This window comes from Mesorhizobium sp. ISC15 (assembly GCF_037162615.1).
Classification (GTDB): domain Bacteria; phylum Pseudomonadota; class Alphaproteobacteria; order Rhizobiales; family Rhizobiaceae; genus Mesorhizobium; species Mesorhizobium mediterraneum.
This window is the reverse complement of the sequence record NZ_JAVSPX010000001.1, coordinates 2,765,961-2,791,753: the sequence shown is the minus strand read 5'-3', so window position 1 is coordinate 2,791,753 and position 25,793 is coordinate 2,765,961. Positions and strand designations below refer to the sequence as shown.

Genomic DNA, 25,793 nt, shown 5'->3' with positions numbered 1-25,793 from the left:
ACCTTACGCGGCCCCATTGACGAAGGCCATGTCGGCCGCCGTCAGTTCGACATCGCGCAGGACCCGCATCACCGGAAAATCCTCCGTTTCAGTGGCCGTCACCGCCAGCTCGATCGTCACATTGAAGCGCTGCCGGAAGGCGTCGATGATCTCGTCAACAATGATTTCCGGCGCCGAAGCGCCTGCCGACAGGCCGAGCGTCGAGATGCCGGCAATGTCAGTCCACGGAATTTCGGAGGCGCGCTGCACGAGGAGTGACATCGAGGCGCCGGCGCGTTCGGCCACTTCGACAAGACGCCGCGAATTGGAGGAGTTGGGGGCGCCGACGATCAGGAAGAGATCGGCACCAGCGGCGGTCTCCTTGACCGCCTCCTGACGGTTGGTGGTGGCATAGCAGATCGATTCCGCGGCCGCCGCATGTAAATCGGGAAAACGATCCTTAAGCACGCGGATGATGCCGGCGGTATCCTCGACCGAAAGCGTCGTCTGGGTGACGAAACCGAGTGCCTGCGGGTCGGCGGGCACCAATTTCGCGGCGTCAGCTTCGGTCTCGATCAAGGTGACGGCGCCGTCCGGCAATTGCCCCATCGTGCCGATCACTTCAGGATGGCCGGCATGGCCGATCAGAAGCACGTGGCGGCCAAGCCGCTGATGGCGCATCGCCTGCTTGTGGACCTTCGACACCAGCGGGCAGGTGGCGTCGAGATAGAAGAGGCTACGCGCCTGGGCATCCGCCGGCACCGACTTCGGCACGCCATGCGCCGAAAAGACGACCGGGCTCTGGCGATGCTCCGCCGGTATCTCGGAGAGTTCCTCGATAAACACCGCACCCAGGCTTTGCAGCCCCTCGACGACGTAGCGATTGTGCACGATCTCGTGGCGGACATAGACCGGCGCGCCGTATTTCTTCAGCGCCAGAACGACGATCTGGATGGCGCGGTCGACGCCGGCGCAGAAGCCTCGCGGCTGGCAGAGCCTTATCGTCAGCGGTGGCTTTGTGGTCGTGTGAAGCATGATTCCCGGCCGGTTGGTCGTATCGTGAACCCAGGTGAGCTCAAGGCGCGAAATGAGGTGCGCACCCCTGCCCTGTCAAGGGCGCCAGCGGCGATCATTTCTCTTTCGCCGGGCGGCGAAGCCTGAAGATGAGGACGCCGGCAAGGGCAGCGGCAAGGCCATACCAGGTTACGGCGTATTGCAAATGGCTGTTCGGCAGGTTGATAACGGTAACACCGCCGACCGGCAGCCCACCCGGGTTCGGGGTGGCGTCCGCGTCGATGAAGAATGGCACCAGCCCCGCGCCGGCCGGCAGACCCGCGCTCGCCGCCATGGCATCGCGATCCTTCCAGTAGAAGATGTTCTTCTGCGGATCATTGTCGGGAAGCATCATCGAGGGCTTCGCCGGCAGCGGGTTGCGGGCGAGCCCCGTCACCGTCACTTGGCCCGCACCCTGGCTTTGCGGGCGCTTGGCCGCATCCTTGAGATCGTAGGGCACGAAGCCGCGATTGATCAGGACGAAGCGGCCGTCCTCCAGATGCAAGGGTGTGAAGACATTGAAACCGGACTGGCCTTCCCAGGTCGCGAAGAAATGCCGCTCGCCTTGATGCAGGAAAGTGCCTGATGCCGTCACCGGCGTGTAGTCGACATCGCTGGTGGCGGCGAACCTTTTTTCGACCTCGGCCAACGGCACGGGCGCCGAGTGCGTGCGCTGGTCGATTGTCTGGAGAAGACCCTCTTTCCAGTACAGGCGCTGGACCTGCCAGGTGCCGAGCGCCAGCAAGATGAAGAACAGCACGAGGCCGAAGCCAAGCAGCAATGCCGTCTTCGGCCGCGAACGGCCTGCGACCGAACCGGATGTCGTGCTCATTCGCCGAGGTCCAGCCTGCCCTCGGCCGCCTTGTTGCGGTACTGCAGCGTCAAAAGCACGCCTTTGATCAGCCTAAGCGCCCCAAGGCATAGCACCAGCGTCAGCGGTATCCACAGCATGAGATGCAGCCAAAGCGGCGGACTAAGCGTCACCTCCATCCACAGCGCCAGCCCGACGACGATGAAGCCGATGATCAGGATGACGAACACCGCCGGACCGTCGCCGGCATCGGCGTAGGAATAGTCGAGGCCGCAATTGGCGCAGCGTTTGCCGACGGTGAGAAAACCGGAGAACAGCCGCCCCTCGCCGCAGCGCGGGCAGCGGCCGTGCAGGCCGGCCGAAATCGGATCGATTGGTGGCCAGATCGCCTTGTCGTCGCTCATTGCAATATCTTAGTGCCGTTCGCCCCAAAAGATAAGGCGGCCACGTCGCCGCAGCCGCCTCGTCACATTCCCTTAAAAGATTTCAGTGACCTTCGATCACCGCGCCGCTCGATGCCCACACATAAATCGACGCAAACAGGAACAGCCAGACCACGTCGACGAAGTGCCAGTACCAGGCGGCCGCCTCGAAGCCGAAATGCTGCTTTGGGGTGAAATCGCCCTTCATCGCGCGAACCAGGCAGACCAGCAGGAAGATGGTGCCGATGATGACATGGAAGCCGTGGAAGCCGGTCGCCATGAAGAAGGTGGCGCCGTAGATCGAATCCCTGAAGCCGAACGGCGCGTGCATGTACTCGTAAGCCTGCACCATGGTGAACAGCATGCCGAGACCGACGGTCAGCACCAGGCCGTTGATCAGCCCCTTGCGGTCGCCATGAATAAGCGAGTGGTGCGCCCAGGTCACCGTGGTGCCCGACAAAAGCAGGATGACGGTGTTGTAGAGCGGCAGGTGGAAGGGGTCGAGAACCTCGAGGCCCTTCGGCGGCCAGACACCGCCGGTGAAGGCGGCGCGGGCGTATTGCTGTGCCTCGCCGGGAAACAGGCTGGCGTCGAAGAATGCCCAGAACCAGGCGACGAAGAACATCACCTCGGAAGCGATGAACATGATCATGCCGTAGCGCAGATGCAGCGACACTACACGCGTATGGTGGCCTTCATGCGCTTCCTTGATGGTGTCCGACCACCAGGCGTACATGGTGTAGATGACGATCAAGAGGCCGATGTAGAACAGCCACGGATTGGCGATGTTGAAGCCGAAAATCGGGAAATCGCCGCCCTTGAGGTACTGCATGTAACAGACGCCGCCGATCGCAGTGACCAGCGCGCCGACCGAGCCTAGGAACGGCCACGGGCTCGGGTCGACGAGATGGTAGTCATGTTGTGGTTTTGCGTGCGCGTCTGCCATATCAACCCCCGAGGCTTCGTTCGGTGTGTGAAACTTTGTTGCTTGTGCCTTCGGCCGGCGCCGACGACGCGACCGGTTTGTTCTTCTCGTTCTTCTCGACCGGGAACATCGTGTAGGACAGGGTAATCGTCTTCAAGTCCTTCAGCTCCGGCGCATTGACGATGTCGGGATCTACATAGAACACGACCGGCATATCCAGCGTCTCGCCAGGCTTCAGCGTCGTGTCGGTGAAGCAGAAACACTCGACCTTGTTGAAGTAGGATCCCGCCAGTTCCGGCTGCACGTTGAAAGTCGCGCGGGCGGTGGTGGCGCGGACGAACTTGTTGGTCGCGCTATAATGCGCCTGCGCCGTCTCGCCTATCTTGATGGTGACCGAGCGGGCGACCGGCTCAAACTGCCATGGCACGCCGGCCGTATTCGCGTCGAAACGGATGGTGATGTCGCGGTCGAGCACGCGGTCGGCATATTGCTGCGTTGCGCGTTTCACGGTGCCGCCGTAACCGGTCGCCTGGCAGAACATCGCGTAGAGCGGCACCGCGGCATAGGCCATGCCGATCATGCCGCCAAAAAAGGCGATGCAGACGCCGGCGACGATGCGGTTGGTGTTCTTCTTTTGGGGATAGGTCACTGTTTGGCGGTTCATCTTGAGCCTCACATCGTTCCGGTGAGGTTGTGACCGAATTTCACCACGGTCGCGATATAGAAGATGACGACAAGCACCGCCAGCGCCAGGCCGATGGCTACCGAGCGGTTGCGCCGAGCCTTCTGCTGGCGCTCCGTCAGCGTGACGAGTTCAAGCTTTTTGTCGGCCATGATCATGCTCCGCCCATGGCCAGCACGCGCCCGACAACGCAGTCGGCAAGGTAGATGGCGAAAATGGCAAAGAGGTAGAGCAGCGAGTAACCGAACAATGCTTTGGCCGGCTTCATCACATGGTCGTCGTCCGCCATCTGCAGCACCTTCCACGCATACCAGACGAAGCCGGCGCCAAGCAGCACCGCAAGGACGCCATAGGCGGGCGTGGTGAAACCGAGCATCCATGGCAGCACGCCAACCGGCGCAAGGATCAGCGCGTAGGCGAAGATCTGGCGTCGGGTCGAAGCCTGGCCGGCGACATTCGGCATCATCGGGATGCCGGCCCTGGCATAGTCCTGCGACTTGAAGAGAGCGAGCGCCCAGAAATGCGGCGGCGTCCACAGGAAGATGATCAGGAACAGGACGACGCTTTCCAGGCTGACCGTTCCGGTCACCGCGGCCCAGCCGATCACCGGCGGAATGGCGCCGGCAGCACCGCCGATGACAATGTTCTGCGGCGTCCAGCGCTTCAGCCACATCGTGTAGACGACGGCATAGAAGAAGATGGTGAAGGCCAGGAGCGTCGCCGACAGCCAGTTGACCAGCACGCCGAGCGTCATCACCGACAGCACCGACAGCACCAGGCCGAAACTCAGCGCCTCGCCGGGCCGGATGCGGCCGGCCGGCACCGGACGGCCGGCGGTCCTGGTCATCACCGCATCGATATCGGCGTCATACCACATGTTGAGCGCGCCGGACGCACCGGCGCCAATGGCAATAGCCAGGATCGCGATCACCGCCAGAAGCGGATTGATGGTCACGGGCGCCGCGACCAGGCCGACAAAAGCGGTGAACACCACCAGCGACATGACGCGCGGCTTCAACAGGGCGAAGAAATCGCCCGCCGTCGCTTCCGACATGCGAAAGCCCGGTTCGTCAGTCAATGTGTCGTCGACAAGGGCCATGCGTACTTAAAGTCCATCATTCCGTTGGCCAAAACCGCCGGGCGGACCGGCGGTTCCGTATTCGCCAGGCAGCCGCCTATTTGATCTTCGGCAGCTGTTCCCACTGGTGGAAGGGCGGCGGCGAAGGCAGCTGCCATTCAAGCGTCGTCGCACCCTCGCCCCATGGGTTGGCGCCGGCCACCCGCTTCTTCTGGAAAGCCTCGAACACGCCATAGAGGAAGATGACCACGCCGACGGCCGAAATATACGAGCCGTAGGACGACACCATGTTCCAGCCGGCAAACGCATCCGGATAGTCGATATAGCGGCGCGGCATGCCGGAGAGGCCGAGGAAATGCTGCGGGAAGAAGACGAGGTTGACGCCGACGAAGGTGACCCAGAAGTGGGTGTTGGCGATGACAGGCGAATACATGTAGCCGGTCATCTTCGGGAACCAGTAGTACCAGCCGGCGAAGATGGCAAAGACCGCGCCCAGCGACAGCACATAGTGGAAATGCGCGACCACGTAGTAGGTGTCGTGCAGCGGGCGGTCGAGACCGGCATTGGCAAGCTGGACGCCGGTAACGCCGCCGACGGTGAACAGGAAGATGAAGCCAATCGCCCACAGCATCGGGGTCTTGAGCGAAATCGATCCGCCCCACATGGTGGCGATCCACGAGAATATCTTCACGCCCGTCGGCACCGCGATAACCATGGTGGCGAAGACGAAATAGCGCTGCGTGTCGAGCGACAGGCCGGTCGTGTACATATGGTGCGCCCAGACGATGAAGCCGACCGCACCGATCGCGACCATGGCATAAGCCATGCCGAGATAGCCGAAGATGGGCTTCTTCGAGAACGTCGAGACGATATGGCTGACGATGCCGAAGCCCGGCAGGATCAGGATGTAGACTTCCGGGTGCCCGAAGAACCAGAACAGGTGCTGGAACAGGATCGGGTCGCCGCCGCCGTCCGGCGCGAAGAAAGTGGTGCCGAAGTTGCGATCGGTCAAAAGCATGGTGATGCCGCCGGCCAGAACCGGAAGCGACAACAGCAGCAGGAAAGCGGTGATCAGCACCGACCAGGCGAACAGCGGCATCTTGTGCAATGTCATGCCAGGCGCGCGCATGTTGAAGATGGTGGTGATGAAATTGATGGCGCCGAGAATCGACGATGCGCCGGCGATGTGCAGCGACAGGATCGCAAGATCCATCGCCGGTCCGGGCTGGCCCGATGTCGATAGCGGCGGATAGATCGTCCAGCCACCGCCGACGCCGTAAGCGCCAGGCGCGCTCGGCACGAAGGCCGAGATGATCAACAGGATGAAAGCCGGCGGCAGCAACCAGAACGAGACGTTGTTCATGCGCGGGAAGGCCATATCGGGCGCGCCGATCATGATCGGCACCATCCAGTTGGCGAAGCCACCGATCAACGCCGGCATGACCATGAAGAAGATCATGATCAGCGCATGCGCGGTGGTGAAGGCGTTGTACATGCTCTTGCCACCGTCGAGCGCGGCGTCGGCGTTCAAGCCGTAGACCATCTGCGCCAGGCCGGTGAAAATCTGGATCCCCGGCTCCTGCAGCTCCATGCGCATCACGACAGAAAGGGCACCGCCGACGCAGCCCGCCATGATCGCGAAGATCAGATAGAGCGTGCCGATATCCTTGTGGTTGGTCGAATACACCCACCGGACCCAGCCATGATACGGCTTATGGTCGTGATCGTCGTGAGCTGCAGCGTCTGCCATGTTCGGCTCCGTTCCCTGATCTTTTCTGGTCGCGGCATCAGTTGCCGGCGGCCGCTACCTTATCTTTGCTGTCGACCTCGGCCATCAACGCCTTGTTGGCGCCAGGAAGGTCGGTGCCGGCTGCCGCCAGCCAGGTCTTGTACTGGGCATCGGAGACGACGCGGATCGCGATCGGCATGAAGGCGTGGTCCTTGCCGCAGAGCTCCGAACACTGGCCGTAATAGAGGCCTTCCTTTTCCGCCTTGAACCAGACCTCGTTGATGCGGCCCGGAACCGCGTCGGTCTTGATGCCGAAGGACGGCATGGCGAAGGCGTGGATCACGTCTGCCGCTGTCACCAGCACGCGGGTCATGGTGTTGACCGGCACCACCATCTCGTTGTCGACGGCGAGCAGGCGCGGATAAACGCCGCGATCTTCCTTGCCGGCCGCAGCGCGGTCAGAATCCGCCAGGATCGCCGAATTGAAGGAAAGCGTGTTTTCGGTCTGGTATTCGTAGTCCCAGTTCCACTGGTTTCCCGTCGCCTTGACGGTCAACTTAGCTTCCTCCGGCGGCGTGTATTGCGCGGTCAAAAGCTGGAACGAGGGAATGGCGAGCAGGAGCAGAACAAGGACCGGCGCAACCGTCCAGGTCACCTCGATCAGCGTGTTATGGCTGGTGCGCGACGGGATCGGGTTCACGCTGGCGCGGAACTTCAAGATGCAATAGGCGAGAAGAAAGAGCACGAAGAGGGTGATCGGCACGATGAACCACAGCGTATAGTGCTCGAACCGGGCGATCTGCCGCATCATGTCGGTGGCGGCGGGCTGGAAGGTCATCTCCCACGGCGCAGGCTGGGCGGCATGGGCGGATGCACCGATGAACAGTGTGGCGGCAGCGCTTGCCAGGAGTTTGGCGCCTGCTAGGAATTTTCTCATTGCCGTCATTATCTCCCAGTTCCTCGCGATCGGACCGCAAGAATATCGAACAACGCCGGGACGGGAATCCCGGACAGTCCCGAGGCTGGTTCAAACCATACTCTATTTGCCTCTGCAAGAAAGGAGCGGAGGAAACCGTGCGGCATTTTTGCGCGCAAGCGCGGCGGCGCATTTTGGCGGCGGCCGCGGCGGTGGAAGCCCGAGCGGCGGAGTGTCCTGGCAAAATGCGCCGGCCGGTCGCAATTCGGGCGAATTTGGCACGGAAAAGCGCACAATTGCCTTGGTCGAAGCAGGCCGGCAGTGGTCTCATCCTTTACTTGCCCTTGGCGCGGCTTAAAGTGCCGTGATTCGCAATGGAGCCGTCATGAACTCTTGGCTTTGGGGACTTGGGCTTTCGAGACTTAGGATTTCGAGGACCTTGGCGAAGGTCATCTTTCTCGTTGGCTTGTCTGGCCTGTCCGTTGTCAGCCAGGTCAATGCCGCGCAGCCAAGCGGCAAGGTGCGGTCGACGCATGGCGCGTGGTCGATTATCTGCGACACGCCGGCCGGCGCCACATCAGAACAATGCGTGATGATGCAGAACGTCGTCGCTGAGGACCGTCCCGAGATGGGGCTTTCGGTCGTTGTGCTGCGCACCGCCGACAACAAGGCCGAAATCCTGCGCGTTCTGGCGCCGCTCGGCGTGCTGTTGCCCAACGGGCTCGGCCTCAATGTCGACGGCAAGGACATCGGCCGGGCCTATTTCGTGCGCTGCTTCCAAGACGGCTGCTATGCCGAGGTCATTCTCGAAAAGCCGCTGCTCGACACGCTGAAGACCGGGACGTCGGCCACCTTCATTGTCTTCCAAACGCCGGAGGAAGGCATCGGCATTCCGGTCGAGCTCAAGGGTTTCGCCGACGGTTTCGCCGCCCTGCCTTGAACCTGGTCAAAATCCCAAAATCCTTACCAACGAAAAGGGATTGTGACCGGCCTTTAGCGATGACAATGGTCATTGCCGATTGTCTGGGCGCATCTTCGCGCCTACATCGTGAGGACAATCTCTTCCACGGACGGACCTGCCATGAACAGCCTCATCGGCCAATTCGACATTTCAGACGATCGCATCAAGCAGATCGTCGCCGAGACCATCAACGGCGCCGACGACGGCGAGCTGTTCCTCGAATACAGCGAAAGCGAAGCGCTGATGTTCGACAATGGCCGGCTGAAGACAGCCAATTTCAACACCGACCAGGGTTTTGGGCTACGCGCCGTCGCCGGCGAAGCCAGTGGCTATGCGCATTCCAGCGATCTTTCCGAAGCATCGCTGCTGCGCGCCGCCGACGCTGTCTCAACGGTCAAGGGCGGCTATTCAGGCACGCTTGCCGCGGCGCCCGCCCGCACCAACCGTCATCGCTACGGCGACGAGAACCCGATCCCCTCGCCCTCCTTCGAGGCCAAGGCCAAGCTCCTTCAGGAAATCGATGCGTGGCTGCGAGCCGAGGATCCGCGCGTGCGACAAGTGACGGCTTCGCTCGCCGCCTCCTGGCAACATGTCGAGATCGTGCGCGCCGACGGCCAGGTGGTGCGCGACATCCGCCCGCTGGTCAGGATCAACGTGTCGGTGGTGGTCGGCAATGGCGACCGCCAGGAGAGCGGCTCCTACGGCATGGGCGGGCGCAAGGCGTTTGGCGAATTCCTGGTCGAGGAGAGCTGGAAGCACGCGGCCAAGGAGGCGCTGCGGCAAGCGCTGGTCAACCTCGAGGCCATTCCGGCGCCGGCCGGCACCTTTGACATCGTCCTGTCCAGCGGCTGGCCGGGCGTCATGCTGCACGAGGCCGTCGGCCACGGGCTGGAAGGCGACTTCAACCGCAAGAAGACATCGGCCTTCGCCGGCCTGATGGGCCAACAGGTGGCCGCGAAAGGTGTCACCGTCGTCGACGACGGCACCATGGCCGAGCGGCGCGGCTCGCTGACCGTCGATGACGAAGGAACACCTTCGGCCCGCAACGTGCTGATCGAAGACGGCAAGCTTGTCGGCTATATGCAGGACCGCCAGAACGCCCGGCTGATGGGCATGAACGCCACCGGCAACGGACGGCGCGAAGGCTACGCGCATCAGCCGATGCCGCGCATGACCAACACCTACATGACCTCAGGCGACATGGAGCCGGACGAAATCATCGCCTCGGTCAAGAACGGCATCTATGCCGTCTCCTTCGGCGGCGGCCAGGTCGACATCACCTCGGGCAAGTTCGTGTTCGGCTGCACCGAGGCCTACATGATCGAGAATGGCAAGGTGACGCAGCCGATCAAGGGCGCCATGCTGATCGGCAATGGGCCTGACGCCATGCACCGCGTTTCGATGATCGGCAACGACATGAAGCTCGACACCGGCATCGGCATGTGCGGCAAGGCCGGCCAGGGCGTGCCGGTAGGCGTCGGCCAGCCACATCTCAGGATGAACCAGATGACGGTGGGTGGCACCAGGGTTTGAGCGGCCAGCCTGTCGAGGTAGGCCTGTTCGAAACTCCCGTTATAGCCATGAAGCCGGTGTTTTCGGCAGGCGATGATCGGGATCGACGACACCGAGGCGCGGGGCGTCGTCCTCGTTCCAGCGCCAGAGCGCGACGCATGTGCCGCCGGGCGACATGAAGGATGGATAGATCACGCCATGTAGTTCATCGGCAAGCAAGCGATCTCTTAGCCTGTGGGTCTCTGGCACAAGGTCTCGATCCAGCATGTCGCGCCACTCACACCGATGAATGTCCGTAGTTGCCCCGAGTTCGGTCAGCGTATCGGCGTCGGTCAGGTCGGCCAGCCGCGCGCCTGAAAGCTCGAGTTGGGCGATCAACGCCGGATGCTGGACGAAGCCCTGATTGTATTCGGCCCAGGCAGTGGACAATTCCCGCGCCGCATAGATCGCCGGGGCGCCTACAGGATTCCAGCGGCCGCCAAAGCGGGCAGCACCCTCACCGGAAAGCGGCAGATGCGCCCAGCGTGGTACGAAGGCACGCCATAGGCTCAGCCTGATTTCAGGCATAGATGCCGGAGCGGACTGCCTCCAGATAGGCAAGCACCTTGTCCGTCTTGCCTTCCCGAACCAGATCGTAGGCGGTCTTTCCCGCCCAGCCGGGGATCGGCTGATGCTTGAACCAGATCGCCGCACGCTGCTCATTGCCGGCCATTTCGCCCGCCATCGCCAGAATGCGAACGACGGGACTAAGTGCAGCGTCGACCTTGCGCGCGCCGGCCTTGGCGGCAAGCGTGTTGCGCGCGACACCGATCAGGCCGGCCAGTTCCGTCAGGTTGACGCCGAGCAGTTCGGCGACCCGCCTTGCAGAGAGAAACGGCGTGCGCTCCTCGCCGAAGCGCGACGCTGGAATGTCGAGGGCTACTGCCATGGCGATTTCCTACCGCATTTGACAACACCTCATCAAAATATGCTCAATCGACGCGCAATTCAAGCTCAACGGATGCCAACCTGCATTCCTGCCAGCCTACCGCCTTCGCCTCGGCTTCTCCAGAAGCGCGACGGCCTCAACATGCGGCGACCACAGGAACTGGTCGATCGGCGTCACGCTTTTCAGCGCATAGCCGCCGTCGATGAGGATGCGCAGGTCGCGCGCCAGCGTCACCGGATTGCAGGAAACCGCGGCGACCAGCGGCACGTCCGAACGGGCGATCTGCTTCGACTGGTCCTCGGCGCCGGCGCGTGGCGGATCGAAGACAAGGCCGTCGAAGGCATTCAGCTCCTTGAAAGTGAGCGGCCGCCGGAACAGATCGCGGCGTTCGCTGGTCACCCGCTTGAGTCCGGTAGCGAAACGGAACGCCCTATCGAGCGCCGAAAGCGCTGCCGCATCGCCCTCCACCGCATGGACTTCCGACTTCGCGGCGAGGCGTAGCGCAAAGCTGCCGCAGCCGGCGAAGAGATCGGCGACCTTTTTGGCGCGCGCGAGGTGCCGGCCGACAATATCCGCCATCGCCTGCTCGGCGGCCTCGGTGGCCTGCAGGAAGGCGCCCGGCGGCACCGCGACAGCGACGCTGCCGAACGTGACAACCGGCTTTTTGGGCTCGATGATGATCTCGCCATCGATCGAGAGCCTGGCCAGCCCCTGAGCGATGACGAAGTTGGAGGCGACGCGGCGCTGGTTCTCACCAAGCTTGCCGGACTCGTGAACCGCGACATCGAGGCCGGAACCGGTCACCGTGACCGTCATGCGGAACGATTTCGTCGTTGCGCAAATCAATTCGGCGAGTGCTTTCAGACGGTCGAGCTTTGCGACGATCTCGGGCAGCGAGATCGGGCATTCCTCGATGGAAATGATTTCCGACGACAGCGCACGGACGAAGCCGAGCTGCATGCCGGCCTCACTCCGTCGGGCGGTGAACACGACGCGCCGACGCGTCTGCGGCGCGCACGGCAGTAGCGCGTCAACGTCGCAAACAATGCCCTTGCTGTTCAGCGCATGCGCAACCTTGTCGTGCTTCCACCGATGATAGGCTTCGGCCTCGAGATGCTGGATGGCGCAGCCGCCGCATTCGGTGAAATGCCGGCAGGCGGGATCGATACGAAGCGGCGAAGCCTCCAGCACCGCCATCGGCGTGGCGCGATCTTTTTCGCGCGCGGCGGTGACGATTTCACCGGGCAGCGTGAACGGAATGAAAAGCTCGCCGGTTTCGGTCTCGGCGACGCCGTCGCCCTGGGATCCCAGCCTTGTGATCGTGAAGCGCGCGTTCATCGGTCGCCGATCCCGCCGTTCTTCACGCCGGCGTCCTTGATCCCGGCGAGCAGGAATTCGCGATTGCCGTCGCCGCCTTCGATCGGCGACAGATGCAGTCCCAGCGCGCGCCAGCCGGGGACGCCGTCGAGCCAGTCCTGCAGCAGGCCGGCAACCCGCGCGGCATCGTATGGGTCTTTCAGCAAGCCGCCCTTGCCGATCGCCTCGCGGCCTGCCTCGAATTGCGGCTTGACCAGAAATATTGCTCTGGCGCCGCTCCTGGCAATGGCGAGCGCCGGCGGCAGCGCCAGTTTCAACGAGATGAAGCTGACATCGGAGACGATGAAATCCGGAATGCGATCGGCAAGATCGGCGACTGAGAGATCGCGGGCGTTCATTCCCTCGATCACCGTCACGCGCGGGTCACCAGCGATATCCGGATGTATCTGGCCATGCCCGACATCGATCGACGTGACATGCGCCGCGCCGCGTTCGAGCAGCACTTGAGTAAAACCGCCGGTCGAGGCGCCGACGTCGAGCGCTTCGCTGCCGGCGGGATCGAGACCGAAATGGTCGAGCCCGGCGATCAGCTTCAGCGCCGCGCGCGAAACATAGCCTTGCGCCGGATCATCGACGGCGATGAGGCAATCAGCCAAGACGGTCTGGCCGGGCTTGCGGGCAATGACGCCGTCGACCGTCACCGTACCGCGCTCGATCGCGTCGCGGGCGCGAGAGCGGCTGGGGAACAGGCCGCGAGCGACGAGCAGTTCGTCGAGCCGCTGGCGTGTGCTGGCTGGCAAAGGGAAGTTCATCGGCCTTCATGGCGAAAGCCGACGATGATGGCAAGGATATTGGGGGGACAACGAACATCTTCGGAAAGCAGCGAACGTATCAAGCTGCCAGAGCTTGTTGAATATCGCACCGCGTCCGGCACAATGTCAGGGACGATATACGTTTTGCTGCCGAACGCGAAGGAGGGCGAATGCTGACCGGAACCTGCCATTGTGGCGCGGCCCACTGGACGTTGGAGGGCGATCCCGGCTCGATCACAGCCTGCAATTGCACGCTTTGCCGCCGCTATGGCGCGCTGTGGGCTTACGATTTTGTTGACGAACGCATCCGCCTTGCGGGACCGACAAGGTCTTATACGCGCGCCGGAAAGGATGCCCCGTCGCTCGAGATTCTGTTCTGTCCGACATGCGCCTGTGTTCTGGCCTGGCGTGGTTTGCGCTCTAGCGCCACCGGTCGCACTCGAATCGCCGTCAATGTGAGGCTTGCGCCGCCTGAAGCAGTCGCCGACCTGCAATCGACCATTTCGATGGTCTCTACAAATTCGAGGATCTGCCGAGCGATGGTCGATGCGTGCGCGATATGTGGTTCTAGCTTCTAGAAGATTGGCCGCGAGACCCGGTGTTCGACCGACGGTGCCAAGAGACACGATAAGCAAACGCCAAATCGCAGCTTAAACAGTCGGTTACGGCCGCCTGTCGGCAAACTGAGTCAAGCCTTTGAGATTTTGATTCAGGCGCTTTGCGCGCTGGCGGTATGTCCCAGCGCCACGAAGACGGTGCGCACGATGCCGGCAGCATCCAACCCAGCATCGGCATACATCTTTTCAGGCTTGGCGTGATCTGTGAATGCGTCCGGCAACACAAGCGGGCGTACCTTCAGGCCGTTTTCTAGCAGCCCTTCATGGGCCAGGAATTGCAGCACGTGGCTGGCAAAACCGCCGACCGCACCCTCTTCCACCGTTACCAGCACCTCATGCGAGCGGGCCAGCCGCCGGATCAGGTCTTCGTCGAGCGGCTTGGCGAAACGAGCATCGGCGACCGTGGTGGAAAGCCCTGCCGCGCCGAGCTCCTCGGCCGCAGCCAGGCAATCCTGCAGCCGCGTGCCAAAGGAAAGCAGCGCCACCTTGGTGCCCTCTCGGACGATACGGCCCTTGCCGATTTCGAGAACCGAGCCACGTTCGGGCATGTCAACGCCGACGCCGTTGCCGCGCGGGTAGCGGAAGGCAATGGGGCCGTCATCATAGCTTGCCGCCGTGCGCACCATGTGGCGCAGTTCCGCCTCGTCCGCGGCGGCCATGACGACGAAACCGGGCAGCGTTGCCAGAAAGGTCGTGTCGAAGGCGCCGCAATGAGTCGCGCCGTCGGCACCGACGAAGCCGGCACGATCGATCGGAAAGCGCACAGGCAGTTTCTGGATCGCAACGTCGTGAACGACCTGGTCGTAAGCGCGCTGCAAGAAGGTCGAATAGATCGCAGCGAAAGGCTTGAAGCCTTCCGTGGCAAGGCCGGCGGCAAAGGTCACCGCATGTTGCTCGGCGATGCCGACGTCGAAGGTCCTCGCCGGGAACGCCTCGCCGAACAGGTCAAGACCGGTGCCGCTCGGCATGGCGGCGGTGATGGCGACGATGCGGTCGTCCTCTCGGGCCTCCTGGATCAGGCTTTCGGCAAAGACCTTCGTGTAGCTCGGCGCGTTGGCCGGCGCCTTGGCCTGCGCGCCGGTGATGACGTCGAACTTGTTGACGCCGTGATATTTGTCGGCCGCCGCCTCGGCCGGTGCATAGCCCTTGCCCTTCTGGGTCACGACGTGGATCAGCACCGGGCCGTCGGCATTGTCGCGGACGTTCTTCAGCACCGGGATCAGGTGCTCGAGATTGTGACCGTCGATCGGGCCGATGTGGTAGAAACCCATTTCCTCGAACAGCGTGCCGCCGGTGACGTAGCCGCGTGCATGCTCGACCGCCCGCTTGATGGCGCGATCGGCGCGCTCGCCCAGATAGGAAGTCAGCTTCTTGCCGAAATCGCGCAAGCCGAGATAGGCCTTGCCGGATGCAAGGCGGGCCAGATAGGCGCTCATCGCGCCGGTCGGCGGAGCAATCGACATGTCGTTGTCGTTGAGGATGACGATCAGACGGGCATCGAGCGCGCCGGCATTGTTCATCGCCTCGTAGGCCATGCCGGCCGACATGGCGCCGTCGCCGATGACGGCGATGACGTTGTTGCGGCCATCAACGAGATCGCGTGCCATTGCCATGCCGAGGCCGGCGGAAATGGAGGTCGAGGAGTGGGCGGCGCCGAACGGATCGTATTCGCTCTCGGCGCGCTGGGTGAAACCGGACAGGCCGCCCTCTTGCCGCAGCGTGCGGATACGGTCGCGCCGGCCGGTCAGTATCTTGTGCGGATAGGCCTGGTGACCGACATCCCAGATCAGCCGGTCGTCGGGCGTGTTGAAGACATAATGCAATGCGACCGTCAGTTCGACCACGCCAAGGCCAGCACCGAGATGTCCGCCGGTGTGGGACACAGCGTCGATCAACTCGGTGCGAAGCTCCGATGCCAACTGCGGCAGATCACCTTCGTCGAGCGTCCTGAGGTCGGCCGGGATGCGGACCTTGTCGAGAAGCGGTGTATGGAGCTTTGCGTTCACTGGTGGTAGGGCCTGCTTTTTATTCATCTGCGAAATAGGCTGCTGGCCGGCGAATGTAAATGCGTGTGAGTGACGCGGCGTAGATTCAAAGTGTTAGGGTTTCCTTTGCGTGTCCAAAAGGGCGCGCGGCGCTCTAATTGTCCGGCAGCGGAATGAACTCTTCTTCATCCCCAGGAACGATATCGAAGCGGCCTGTCTTCCACTCTTCTTTCGCCTGCTCGATGCGTTCCTTCGAAGATGACACGAAATTCCACCAGATGTAGCGCTTGGAGCCGAGCGAGGCACCGCCGAACAGCATAAAATGCGCTCCACCCTCCGAGGACACGACGATCTCGTCGCCGGGCCGGAATACCAGCAGCCGCTCCGCTGGAAAGCGGTCGCCGGTGATCGAAACCTCGCCTTCCAACGTATAGATGGCGCGCTCCTCGGCATCGGCAGGGATTTTCACGCTGGCCCCGGGCGCCAGGCTGAGGTCAGCATAGAGCGTGTCCGAAGCAGTCGCGACCGGAGACAGCAGCCCGGAAAAGGCACCGATGACGACACGCCCGCTGACGCCTTCGGCGTCGATCTCGGGAAGACGCATGGCCGCCGTATTCTCGAAGATTGGATCGACCTCCTCCTTATCGCCGGGCAGCGCCAGCCATGTCTGCAGGCCGGACACCGACATCGGTGCGCCGCGCAGTTCCTGTGGCGTGCGCTCGGAATGGACGATACCGCGGCCGGCGGTCATCAAATTCACGTCGCCGGGCTGGATTACCATTTCGGTGCCAAGCGAATCGCGGTGCCGGATATTGCCGTCGAATAGGTAAGTGACCGTCGACAGGCCGATATGCGGATGCGGACGGACATCGAGCGCCTGGCCGGCCCGCAAGATGGCCGGCCCCATGCGATCGAAGAAGATGAAAGGCCCGACCAGCCGGCGCTTCGCGGTCGGCAAAGCGCGGCGAACCTGGAAGCCGCCAATATCCTTGGCGTTCGGAATGACCATCAATTCGATCTGGTCGCTGGCGAAGGCATCGCCGGCCTGCGGGTCATTTCCGGGGAAGAAACTCATGCGGTCTCCTCAGGCGAAGCGGAGTGCAGATTTGGCTTTCGCCTTGGCCGCCACCTCTTCGCGATTGCGCGGATGCTGCGTCGTCTCAAGGCTGTCGAGCAATTCGCGCGCCGACGCCGCTATGGCCTCGACGGCGTGGTCGAACGCATGCTGGTTCTGTTTCGACGGCCGTGTCGTTCCGCTCAGCTTGCGGACAAATTGAAGTGCGGCGTCGCGGACCTCGTCATTGCTTGCCGGCGGATCGAAATTGAACAGGGTCTTGATGTTTCTGCACATCTTTCGCAATCTCCTCTCGTCCTGGAGCCATTTCAATCGGGATGAGTTTTGTCCTCAATCATCATCATGCCCAAAGCCGGCAAGGCGAACTCTTCTTTCGGGGCCGTGCCTTACTCCGCGTCCAATGGCTCTGTCCCCACCGGCTTGCCGTCGCGCGAAAGCCTGATCTTCTCGACCTTGTCCTCGGCCGCCTTGAGCAGCCGATCGCAATGGACCTTCATGGCCTCACCGCGCTCATAGATGCGGATCGACTGGTCGAGCGGCACGTCGCCGCGTTCCAGATCATCGACGATTTTCTCCAGCGCGTCGAGCGCCTGCTCGAAGCTCATCGCCTTGACGTCTTCGTTGGTCTCACCAGCCATCGTCTATCCTTTCATCAGTCGCCCGACATGGGCGGCGACCGAAAATGCCAATCCCTGCAGATCGTAACCGCCCTCAAGCAGGCTGACGAGCCGGTTGTCGCTGTAGCGACCGGCACGCTGCATCAACTGGCCGGTCGCCCAGTCGAAGTCGTCCTCGGTCAGGTTGATCTCGGCCAGCGGATCGCGGTGGTGCGCGTCGAAGCCGGCGGAAATCACGATGAGGTCGGGCGCAAAATTGTCGAGCGCCGGCAAAATGCGCGACAGGAAAGCGTCGCGGAAAACCTCGCTGCCGGTTTGCGGCGCCAGCGGCGCGTTGACGATGTTGCCGGCGCCGGTTTCGCTCACGGCCCCGGTCCCTGGGTAAAGCGGCATCTGGTGCGTCGAGCAATAAAGCACCGACGGATCGTCCCAGAAAATGTCCTGCGTGCCGTTGCCGTGGTGCACGTCCCAGTCGACGATAGCGACGCGCTCGGCCTGGTGCTGCCTTTGCGCGTAGCGCGCCGCGATCGCCGCGGTGTTGAACAGGCAGAAGCCCATGGACGTCGTCTTTTCGGCGTGGTGGCCGGGCGGCCGGGCGGCGACAAAGACATTGGCGGCGTTGCCGCGAAAGACATCGTCGACGGCGGCGTTGGCGGCACCGATCGCCGTCACAGCCGCCTGCCAGCTTTTCGGGCTGGCGGTGGTGTCGGCGTCGACGCGGGCGATACCGGTATCCGGTATCGCTGCGCGGACCCGCTCGACGAATTCCTGCGGATGTGCATAGAGGATGGTGGCCTCGTCACCTTCCGGCGCCTCGACACGATCAAGGGCCGCAAAGGCCTCGTCGTCGAGCACGCGTTCGATGGCGCGCAATCGGTCGGGCCGCTCCGGATGACCGGGCGGCGTTATGTGCTCGAGAAAGATCGGGTGGGTATAAAACCTTGTGACCATGCCCCGATATAGGCGCGCCCGGCGGCTTTGACCATGTTTTGGAGCCACCAAAGGCAGACGTTCAACAGGGTTTAGATGTTGGGTGCTGGTTGGGTCCAGCGCAAGCCGTCCTATATGCCCCGACCTCCCCCCTCAGGGACGGCCCTCTTCTCCAATCTCAGCCAGTATTTGCGAACGGCCAGTCCTGCGGCCCTGTTTGAGCAGCCCTTCCAAAAGCACGTTGAATGCCTTCACCGCCTTTTTCGACGTCGCTTCGGGATCCTCCGAATTTGCGATCCACTGCGCCGCATGCAGCGAGGCGCCGCTGACCAGCCTTGCTGCGGCTTCGGGATCGACGGCAACGATGGTTCCCTCGTCCCTTAGCTTTTGAAGGTTCTCGCTCATCGAGCGGATGCATTCATTCTGGCTCGGCCATTGCGAAGGATCGCCGAGCACCGCCGGCCCATCGCGAAGGACAATACGCTGGATTTCCGGCTCCAGCGCCATCTCGATATAGGCGGTGCATTCGTCGACAAAACCCTGCCAGAGAGTGTCCGCCCTGGCCGAAACGATCTTCAGCCGGGCCAACATTTCCGCGTCGATCTCGGCGATGACCGCCTGGAGAAGGCCCTTCTTGTCGCCGAAGTGGTGATAAAGCGCGCCACGCGTCAGCCCGGCCGATGCGGTGAAGTCGTCCATCGAGGCCTCGGCATAGCCGACAGTGCCAAAGGCATGGCGCGCCGCAGCGACCAGTTTGGCGCGGGTCTCGGCGATCATCTCTTTGCGTGCTTTGTGCGCCATTGGCCCATTCTTTCTCATACGTCTCGTATATTAATTGACATACGCCTCGTATGTCATTACCTGACTTGCATACGCCACGTATATAAGTGGTTCGGCCTCAAAAATCCAGGAGTGTTCTCATGCCCAATCCCTATCGCGAAATCTTCAAAGCAAGGGGAGCCAAGGGCTTCGCCGCAGCCGGCTTCGTTGCCCGGATGCCGATGGCCATGGCTCCGATCGGGATCGTCGCGATGCTGTCGCAGACACATGGCGAGTACTGGCTGGCCGGCGCCGTCTCCGCGACATATGCGCTGGCCAATGCTTTCGCCGCGCCGCAGATATCGCGGCTGGTGGACCGCCTCGGCCAAGCGCGGATTGTGGTGCCCACCACTGTCATTTCCGTGCTCGCTTTCGTGGTGCTGATTGCGGCGGCCAATCAGGACTGGCCGATATGGACGCTATTCGTGTCGGCGCTGCTGGCCGCTGCAATGCCCAGCATCCCGGCAATGGTGCGCGCGCGTTGGACAGAGCTCTTCCGGGATCGCCCCGAGATGAACACCGCGTTCGCCTTCGAGTCGGCGGCCGACGAGCTGGTCTACATCGCCGGGGCATCGCTATCGGTGGGCCTGAGCGTCGCTCTTTTCCCAGAAGCGGGAATGTTGGCGAGCACATTGTTCCTCGCCTTCGGCTCGACAGCCTTTATCCTGCAGCGCTCGACCGAGCCGCGAGTGCGACCGGTCAACCAGGGCTCGAGCGGCTCGGCAATCCGCCTGCGGCCGGTCCAAATCATCACCTTGGCCCTGATCTTCATCGGCGCGACCTTCGCAACCACGGAGGTGAGCACAGTGGCGATCACCAAGGAGCTTGGCCAGCCAGGCGCTGCCAGCCTCGTCATCGGCGTCTACGCGCTCGGATCGTTCGTCGTCGGCATCATCATCGGCGCCATGAACCTGAAAACACCGCTGCAAATTCAGCTTGCCATCGCGGTCGTCATCATCGCGCTCACCACGCTGCCGCTGCTCGTGGCCGACACGGTGCCTCTTCTGGCACTGGCCGTCTTCGTTAGCGGCGTGGCGATCTCGCCGACCTTCATCACGGCATTCGGCCTGATCGAGCGACGCGTGCCGGAGGCAATGCTGACCGAGGGCATCACCTGGGTCATGACCGGCATAGGCATCGGCATGGCGCTTGGCTCCTTCGCCGCCGGATGGGTGGTGGACGCCTTCGGCGCACAGAGCGGGTTCCTGGTATCGGTGGCGGCGGGCACAATCGCACTGGTCATCGTGCTCGCCGGCCAGCGCAGCCTTGCCACCGCGGATTGCGAAACCTCCGCATGCGACGCAGCCGCGGTTCCTGCCGAATAGTCTCTATGCGTCCGGTCCCGAGCGGGCCGGACGTCCTCCTCTCGAAGGCGTCTACGGCCGCCCGCCTCTGGTGCGACGGCCTGAGGGGCCGACACGGCAATCAGCCGCGGCACTGATCGGCGGCTTCGGGGCCGCGGGCATACTGGTCGTCCGTCACCTGCTCCATCCAGGTGACGGCACTGCCATTGAGGGACTCCGCCACGGCCACGTGGGTCATGGAGGCCCCCTTCGAAGCGCCATGCCAGTGACGAACATTTGGCGGAATATTCACCACATCCCCAGGCCTCACCTCCTCGATCGGCCCGCCTTCGCTTTGTACCCAGCCACAGCCTGCGGTGACGATCAGCGTCTGGCCAAGCGGATGCGTATGCCAGGCCGTGCGCGCACCCGGCTCGAAGCTCACCGTCGCCCCGCCGACTCGCGCCGGCTCCTCGGTTTGAAACCGCGACTCGACCCGCACGGAGCCGGTGAAGTTTTCAGGTGATCCCGTGGCGGCGGCCTCTGGGTCGTGTTTCTGCACAGAAATCGCGTCGGCACCGGCGTCCCCTGGCGCAGCAGCTTTGCGAGCTTCGAAGACCCCGCGCAGGACCGGCACCGCCGACATTGCATTGGGCCAGCCGGCATAGTAGGCTAGATGCGTCGGAACCTCCGCGACCTCGGTTCGTGTCAGGCCGTTGTCCATCCCTCGACTTAGATGGAAAGGCAGTTGCTCGGCTTTGCCCGTTGCGATGAGACCGGCGATGGTGACAAGGCTGCGATCACGCGCCGAGAGTTGCGGCCGTCGCCAGAGTTCGCCGAAGAGCACCCGGTTGGTATATTCCGCGAGCCCCGGAACGACCGGGCCGGTCGACGTATCCACGCTCGCCGCCCTTGCCGCCTCGGAAGCTGGATCGAGTTCCAGTGGCTGCCCCGCCTCGGCCGCAACCGGCTCGATGCCGCGCTTATCGAAGACCTCCTTTGTCGCGTTGACGGCGGAAATGGCGTTCGGCCAGCCGGAGTAGAAGGCGAGATGGGTGATGATCTCGCCGATCTCGCTTGGGATCACGCCGTTATCGAGCGCCCGACCGACATGCCCACCCACCTGCGCAATGCGACCCGACGCAATCAGGGCCGAGACGGTGACGATGCTGCGATCACGAGGCTTGAGCTCGTCGCGCAGCCAGACATCGCCGAACAGCAGCTCGTCCGTATAATCTCCGAGACCAGGCGCCACAACATAGACGTCCGGCGGCGCGATCCGGCCTGCGGGCCGCTCCTGCGCCTCGCCGGCCGAGGCAGCGAGCGACGAGATCACCAGGGAAGCCGCGAGTTTCTTCATGAGGAATTCTCCATTCCGGATAGAGACTTGTCATTCGAAGGCGGGCGCTTGGGGCGACCGTTCGTGGTCGGAGGCGCATGGCAGCGCCCAGCGAAAGAGACGCATCGCGAGGAACAGAAGCGCGCGAGGCGTGGCCGCGGGGAGGACAGTTGCTCCACGCGAACGACAGCAACGCTCATATCTCGGGCAAACCCGAAAGCAGCTTGTCGAGTGTGACCGGATAGTCGCGCACGCGCACGCCGCTAGCGTTGTAGACCGCGTTGGCGATGGCCGCGCCGACGCCGCAGAGGCCGAGCTCGCCGACGCCCTTGGCCTTCATTGGCGAGGAGATCGGATCCGTCTCGTCAAGGAAGACCACCTCCTGGTGCGGGATGTCGGCATGGACCGGCACCTCATAGCCGGCGAGATCATGGTTGACGAAGAAGCCGTGGCGCTTGTCGACTGCAAGCTCCTCCATCAGCGCCGCGCCGACGCCCATGGTCATGGCGCCGATGACCTGGCTGCGCGCCGATTTGGGATTGAGGATACGACCGGCCGCGCAGACCGCGAGCATCCGCCTCACGCGGATCTCTCCGGTTGCGACGTCGACACCGACTTCAACGAAGTGAGCAGCAAAGGTCGATTGCTGGTATTGTTTGGCGAGGTTGCCATATTCTATCGCGTCCTCGGCGACGAGGCCTGCTTCACCTGCGGCCTCGGCGAGCGAAACGCTGCGACTGCCCAAGCGGACATTGCCATCCTCAAAGAGGGCCTCGGCAGAGTTGAATCCAAGCTTTTGCGTCACCGCCTCGCGTAGCTTGACGCACGCGGCATAAACGCCTGATGTCGAGTTGTTGGCGCCCCATTGTCCACCTGAGCCGGCCGAAACCGGGAAGATCGAGTCGCCAAGCCGCACCACCACCTTGTCGAGCGGCACGCCCATCATCTCCGCCGCCGTCTGGGCGATAATCGTATAGCTGCCGGTGCCGATGTCGGTCATGTCGGTCTCGACCGTGACGACGCCACGATGATCGAGCCGGACACGTGCGGCAGACGTCGTCAGGAGGTTGTTGCGAAAACCCGCGGCGACACCCACACCAATCAGCCAGCGCCCCTCGCGGACCCGGCCGGTCCGGACACCGCGCGTCTTCCAGCCGAAGCGTTCGGCGCCGATGCGCAGGCACTCGACCAACTGGCGCTGCGAGAACCGGCGATCCGGGTTCTCAGGATCGACCTGGGTGTCGTTGAGGATGCGGAATTCGACCGGATCGATGTCGAGCTTTTCCGCCATCTCGTCCATCGCGATCTCCAGCGCCATCAAGCCCGGCGCTTCGCCCGGCGCACGCATCGCATTGCCTTCGGGCAGATCGAGCACAGCAAGCCGTGTGGCGGTCATGCGATTGGCGCCGGCATAGAGCAGGCGGGTCTGCTGGACTGCATTTTCTGGACCGCCGCCGGGCAGGTCGCCAGACCAGCTTTCATGGCCGATCGCGGTGATCTTGCCATCCCGGGTCGCGCCGATACGGATGCGCTGGATCGTTGCCGGCCGGTGCGTGGTGTTGTTGAACATGAAAGGCCGCGCAAGCGCCACCTTAACCGGCCGCCGGGCGGCGCGTGCGCCAAGAACTGCAAGCACCGCATCGGATCGCACGAACAGCTTGCCGCCAAAGCCACCGCCGATGAACGGCGAGATAAGACGAATATTCTCCTTGGGGATGCCCAGCGTCTTGGCCATGTCCCCCGTGCTCCAGGCGATCATCTGGTTCGAGGTCCAAAGCGTGAGCTTGTCCCCGTCCCAGGCGGCGATCGAGGCATGCGGCTCCATCATCGCGTGCCCTTGATCGGGCGTGGTGTAGGTCGCATCAAGCTCGACCGGCGCACTGGCAAAGGCGCTGGCGAAGTCGCCGACCGCGGTATCAGGCGTGGCCCCATCCGGCACGATCGCGGAATCCTTGGCGCTCGCGAGGTCGAACGCGCCCTGGGCCCGGATATAGTCGACGCGGACCAGCTGTGCCGCGGCGCGCGCCTGTTCGAACGTCTCGGCGACGACAAGCGCGATCGCCTGATGATAATGCTGGATGTCGGGACCGCCGAGCAGCTTGGCTGTGTTCCAGTCACCTTTGCCGAGTTTGCCGGCGTTTTCAGCCGTGACGATGGCCAGCACGCCTGGCGCGGCCCTGGCTTTGGTCAAATCGATCGAGGCGATCCGGCCCTTGGCGATGGCCGAGCCGACCACGTAGCCATAGGCCTGGTTGGGTACGACATCGTGCCACTCATAGGCAAAGGGCGCAGTGCCTGTGGTCTTGAGCGGACCGTCGATCCGATCGGTAGGCTTGCCGACGATCTTGAGTTGATCGATCGGATTGGTCGTGGCGGGGGTATCGAATCTCATCGGTCAGGTCCTTGCTTCCGCCAGAACCGCGGCGAGCGTGCGCTCGACCAGCGGCAGCTTGAATGCATTCTCTTGCGTCGGCTTGGCGTCGGCCAGCAGCTGCTCCGCTACGGCCTTGGCGCCGCGCGGCAACTCGGCCTCGGCCGCCTCGACACGCCACGGCTTGTGCGCCACGCCGCCGAGAGCGATGTGCCCGGTGCCGTCGCGCTGCACGATTGCGCCGGCCGAGACCAGCGCGAAGGCATAGGAAGCCCGGTCGCGCACCTTGTGATAGATATGCGTTCCGCCCACCGGTCTGGGCAGCGTGACTGCGGTGATCAGCTCGCCGGGTATGAGTGCGTTCTCGACATGCGGCGTGTCGCCGGGCAGCCGGTGGAATTCGGCGATGGGTATGCTCCGCGCCGTGCCGTCGGGGCGCACCGTCTCCACTGTTGCGTCGAGCACCCGCATCGCCACGGCCATGTCGCTCGGATGGGTTGCGATGCACATCTCGCTTGCGCCGATCACGGCATGCTGACGGCTGAACCCGCCGATCGCGGCACAGCCGCTGCCGGGCTGGCGTTTGTTGCATGGCTGGTTGGTGTCGTAGAAATAGGGGCAGCGCGTGCGCTGCAGCAGGTTGCCCGCGGTGGTCGCCTTGTTGCGCAGCTGGCCCGAGGCACCGGCGAGCAGCGCGCGAGAGAGCAGGCCATAGTCGCGTCGCACGCGCTCATCCGCGGCGAGATCGGTGTTGCGCACCAGGGCGCCGATGCGCAACCCGCCCTCTGGCGTGGTCTCGATCCTATCGAGCGCGAGATCGTTGACGTCGATCAGGTGCGTCGGCGTTTCGATTTCGAGCTTCATCAGATCGAGCAGGTTGGTGCCGCCGGCAATGAACTTGGCGCCTTCGGCACTCGCCGCGGCAGCTGCTTCCGCAGGAGAACTCGCGCGCTCATAGGTGAAGGATCTCATGCCGGCCTCCCGGCGACCTCGGCGATCGCTTCGACGATGTTGGAATAGGCGCCGCAACGGCAGATGTTGCCGCTCATCCGCTCGCGCAGTTCGGCGACTGTGGCTTGCGGCGTTGCGGTCAAATCACCGCTCACGTGGCTCGGGATGCCCGCCCTGATCTCGTCCAGCACCGCCACGGCGGAGCAGATTTGCCCGGGCGTGCAATAGCCACACTGGTAACCGTCATGCTTCACGAAGGCAGCCTGCATCGCGTTCAGGTTCTGAGGCGCGCCGAGCCCTTCGATGGTGGTGATGGTATCGCCTTCGTGCATCACGGCGAGCGTCAGGCATGAATTGATCCGTTGGCCGTCGACCATCACCGTGCAAGCGCCGCACTGGCCGTGATCGCAGCCCTTCTTGGTGCCGGTGAGATGCAGGTGCTCGCGCAACGCATCGAGCAGCGTGGTCCGCGTGTCGAGGTCCAGTTCGCGGGCCTCGCCATTCACAGTGATGGCTACTTTCGACATGGCAGGTTCGCCGACGGCGGAAGGCATATCACCAGTGCCAGCTTGAGCGTTCGCCCCGGATGGCGCCGCGGTCATTACCGCGGCGGCTCCTGCCATCAACAGATCCCGTCTGGTGATACTAAAGTCTGCGGAGGTCGTCATGTCGCTTTTGATC

Annotated in this window: 26 protein-coding genes and 1 pseudogene; 4 read left to right on the top strand and 23 right to left on the bottom strand. The window is 63.2% G+C overall.

Features of this window, described 5'->3' with window-relative positions; all coding sequences use genetic code 11:
- Positions 1-3 precede the first annotated feature (3 nt).
- The 9 genes from ispH to coxB all read right to left on the bottom strand — a co-directional run bounded on the left by ispH (position 4) and on the right by coxB (position 7,616).
- A complete protein-coding gene (gene ispH / locus RPG13_RS13435) occupies positions 4-1,014 on the bottom strand; it encodes a 4-hydroxy-3-methylbut-2-enyl diphosphate reductase (RefSeq protein ID WP_095486173.1) in 1,011 nt (336 codons plus the stop codon).
- Between the two features lie 94 nt (positions 1,015-1,108).
- On the bottom strand, positions 1,109-1,864 hold the full coding sequence (locus RPG13_RS13430) for an SURF1 family protein (protein WP_164547028.1): 756 nt from the start codon (positions 1,862-1,864) through the stop codon (positions 1,109-1,111).
- The gene (locus RPG13_RS13425) at positions 1,861-2,247 is read right to left on the bottom strand and encodes a DUF983 domain-containing protein (protein ID WP_126103235.1); all 387 of its coding nucleotides are present in this window, start codon (positions 2,245-2,247) and stop codon (positions 1,861-1,863) included. The genes RPG13_RS13430 and RPG13_RS13425 overlap by 4 nt, the downstream gene beginning before the upstream one ends.
- Before the next feature lie 82 nt (positions 2,248-2,329).
- Positions 2,330-3,211, bottom strand: a complete 882-nt coding sequence (locus tag RPG13_RS13420; RefSeq protein ID WP_126103236.1) for a cytochrome c oxidase subunit 3 — start codon at positions 3,209-3,211, stop codon at positions 2,330-2,332.
- A 1-nt stretch (position 3,212) separates the two neighbouring features.
- Complete coding sequence (locus tag RPG13_RS13415; RefSeq protein WP_126103237.1) at positions 3,213-3,854, bottom strand: cytochrome c oxidase assembly protein; 642 nt, start codon at positions 3,852-3,854, stop codon at positions 3,213-3,215.
- Positions 3,855-3,862: 8 nt separating this feature from the next.
- A complete protein-coding gene (locus RPG13_RS13410) occupies positions 3,863-4,024 on the bottom strand; it encodes a hypothetical protein (protein ID WP_077381685.1) in 162 nt (53 codons plus the stop codon).
- A gap of 2 nt (positions 4,025-4,026) precedes the next feature.
- Entirely contained in the window at positions 4,027-4,971 is a 945-nt protein-coding gene (locus RPG13_RS13405) for a heme o synthase (protein WP_128242466.1), read from the bottom strand.
- A gap of 76 nt (positions 4,972-5,047) precedes the next feature.
- Positions 5,048-6,700, bottom strand: a complete 1,653-nt coding sequence (gene ctaD, locus RPG13_RS13400) for a cytochrome c oxidase subunit I (RefSeq protein WP_095486177.1) — start codon at positions 6,698-6,700, stop codon at positions 5,048-5,050.
- A gap of 37 nt (positions 6,701-6,737) precedes the next feature.
- Positions 6,738-7,616: a cytochrome c oxidase subunit II gene (gene coxB, locus RPG13_RS13395; RefSeq protein WP_337125219.1), complete on the bottom strand. Its 879-nt coding sequence runs from the start codon at positions 7,614-7,616 to the stop codon at positions 6,738-6,740.
- Between the two features lie 364 nt (positions 7,617-7,980).
- On the opposite strand from coxB, the gene RPG13_RS13390 reads away from it, so the two are divergent.
- Both RPG13_RS13390 and tldD read left to right on the top strand, forming a co-directional pair.
- Positions 7,981-8,535 (top strand): invasion associated locus B family protein, encoded by a 555-nt coding sequence (locus RPG13_RS13390; protein ID WP_095486179.1) that lies wholly within the window; start codon positions 7,981-7,983, stop codon positions 8,533-8,535.
- A 141-nt stretch (positions 8,536-8,676) separates the two neighbouring features.
- Positions 8,677-10,089 (top strand): metalloprotease TldD, encoded by a 1,413-nt coding sequence (gene tldD / locus RPG13_RS13385; protein WP_337125218.1) that lies wholly within the window; start codon positions 8,677-8,679, stop codon positions 10,087-10,089.
- A 39-nt stretch (positions 10,090-10,128) separates the two neighbouring features.
- On the opposite strand, the gene RPG13_RS13380 is transcribed toward tldD, so the two are convergent.
- The 4 genes from RPG13_RS13380 to RPG13_RS13365 form a co-directional block, all read right to left on the bottom strand.
- Positions 10,129-10,635: an RES family NAD+ phosphorylase gene (locus RPG13_RS13380; protein WP_337125217.1), complete on the bottom strand. Its 507-nt coding sequence runs from the start codon at positions 10,633-10,635 to the stop codon at positions 10,129-10,131.
- Complete coding sequence (locus RPG13_RS13375) at positions 10,628-10,996, bottom strand: antitoxin Xre/MbcA/ParS toxin-binding domain-containing protein (protein ID WP_126103242.1); 369 nt, start codon at positions 10,994-10,996, stop codon at positions 10,628-10,630. The genes RPG13_RS13380 and RPG13_RS13375 overlap by 8 nt, the downstream gene beginning before the upstream one ends.
- Positions 10,997-11,092: 96 nt before the next feature.
- Positions 11,093-12,334: a class I SAM-dependent RNA methyltransferase gene (locus RPG13_RS13370; RefSeq protein WP_337125216.1), complete on the bottom strand. Its 1,242-nt coding sequence runs from the start codon at positions 12,332-12,334 to the stop codon at positions 11,093-11,095.
- On the bottom strand, positions 12,331-13,125 hold the full coding sequence (locus RPG13_RS13365; RefSeq protein WP_337125215.1) for a TlyA family RNA methyltransferase: 795 nt from the start codon (positions 13,123-13,125) through the stop codon (positions 12,331-12,333). The genes RPG13_RS13370 and RPG13_RS13365 overlap by 4 nt, the downstream gene beginning before the upstream one ends.
- A 170-nt stretch (positions 13,126-13,295) precedes the next feature.
- Here RPG13_RS13365 and RPG13_RS13360 point away from each other — a divergent pair.
- Positions 13,296-13,696, top strand: a pseudogene (locus tag RPG13_RS13360) (GFA family protein).
- A gap of 138 nt (positions 13,697-13,834) precedes the next feature.
- Here the strand turns inward: RPG13_RS13360 and dxs are convergent.
- The 6 genes from dxs to RPG13_RS13330 form a co-directional block, all read right to left on the bottom strand.
- The gene (gene dxs, locus RPG13_RS13355; RefSeq protein WP_127288617.1) at positions 13,835-15,748 is read right to left on the bottom strand and encodes a 1-deoxy-D-xylulose-5-phosphate synthase; all 1,914 of its coding nucleotides are present in this window, start codon (positions 15,746-15,748) and stop codon (positions 13,835-13,837) included.
- 133 nt (positions 15,749-15,881) lie between these two features.
- The gene (locus RPG13_RS13350) at positions 15,882-16,802 is read right to left on the bottom strand and encodes a pirin family protein (RefSeq protein WP_337125214.1); all 921 of its coding nucleotides are present in this window, start codon (positions 16,800-16,802) and stop codon (positions 15,882-15,884) included.
- A gap of 9 nt (positions 16,803-16,811) precedes the next feature.
- Entirely contained in the window at positions 16,812-17,078 is a 267-nt protein-coding gene (locus tag RPG13_RS13345) for a DUF2277 domain-containing protein (RefSeq protein ID WP_126103247.1), read from the bottom strand.
- A gap of 110 nt (positions 17,079-17,188) precedes the next feature.
- Entirely contained in the window at positions 17,189-17,440 is a 252-nt protein-coding gene (locus RPG13_RS13340) for an exodeoxyribonuclease VII small subunit (RefSeq protein ID WP_337125213.1), read from the bottom strand.
- Between the two features lie 3 nt (positions 17,441-17,443).
- Positions 17,444-18,370: a histone deacetylase family protein gene (locus RPG13_RS13335; protein ID WP_337125212.1), complete on the bottom strand. Its 927-nt coding sequence runs from the start codon at positions 18,368-18,370 to the stop codon at positions 17,444-17,446.
- A gap of 132 nt (positions 18,371-18,502) precedes the next feature.
- Complete coding sequence (locus tag RPG13_RS13330; RefSeq protein WP_337125211.1) at positions 18,503-19,150, bottom strand: TetR/AcrR family transcriptional regulator; 648 nt, start codon at positions 19,148-19,150, stop codon at positions 18,503-18,505.
- A 119-nt stretch (positions 19,151-19,269) separates the two neighbouring features.
- On the opposite strand from RPG13_RS13330, the gene RPG13_RS13325 reads away from it, so the two are divergent.
- Positions 19,270-20,493: an MFS transporter gene (locus tag RPG13_RS13325; RefSeq protein WP_337125210.1), complete on the top strand. Its 1,224-nt coding sequence runs from the start codon at positions 19,270-19,272 to the stop codon at positions 20,491-20,493.
- A 100-nt stretch (positions 20,494-20,593) separates the two neighbouring features.
- Here RPG13_RS13325 and RPG13_RS13320 read toward each other — a convergent pair whose 3' ends face one another.
- The 4 genes from RPG13_RS13320 to paoA form a co-directional block, all read right to left on the bottom strand.
- The gene (locus RPG13_RS13320) at positions 20,594-21,811 is read right to left on the bottom strand and encodes a (R)-mandelonitrile lyase (RefSeq protein ID WP_337125208.1); all 1,218 of its coding nucleotides are present in this window, start codon (positions 21,809-21,811) and stop codon (positions 20,594-20,596) included.
- A 175-nt stretch (positions 21,812-21,986) separates the two neighbouring features.
- On the bottom strand, positions 21,987-24,182 hold the full coding sequence (paoC, locus tag RPG13_RS13315; protein WP_337125207.1) for an aldehyde oxidoreductase molybdenum-binding subunit PaoC: 2,196 nt from the start codon (positions 24,180-24,182) through the stop codon (positions 21,987-21,989).
- Positions 24,183-24,185: 3 nt separating this feature from the next.
- The gene (locus RPG13_RS13310) at positions 24,186-25,133 is read right to left on the bottom strand and encodes an FAD binding domain-containing protein (RefSeq protein WP_095486194.1); all 948 of its coding nucleotides are present in this window, start codon (positions 25,131-25,133) and stop codon (positions 24,186-24,188) included.
- Positions 25,130-25,780 (bottom strand): aldehyde dehydrogenase iron-sulfur subunit PaoA, encoded by a 651-nt coding sequence (gene paoA, locus RPG13_RS13305; protein ID WP_095486231.1) that lies wholly within the window; start codon positions 25,778-25,780, stop codon positions 25,130-25,132. The genes RPG13_RS13310 and paoA overlap by 4 nt, the downstream gene beginning before the upstream one ends.
- Positions 25,781-25,793: the final 13 nt, after the last annotated feature.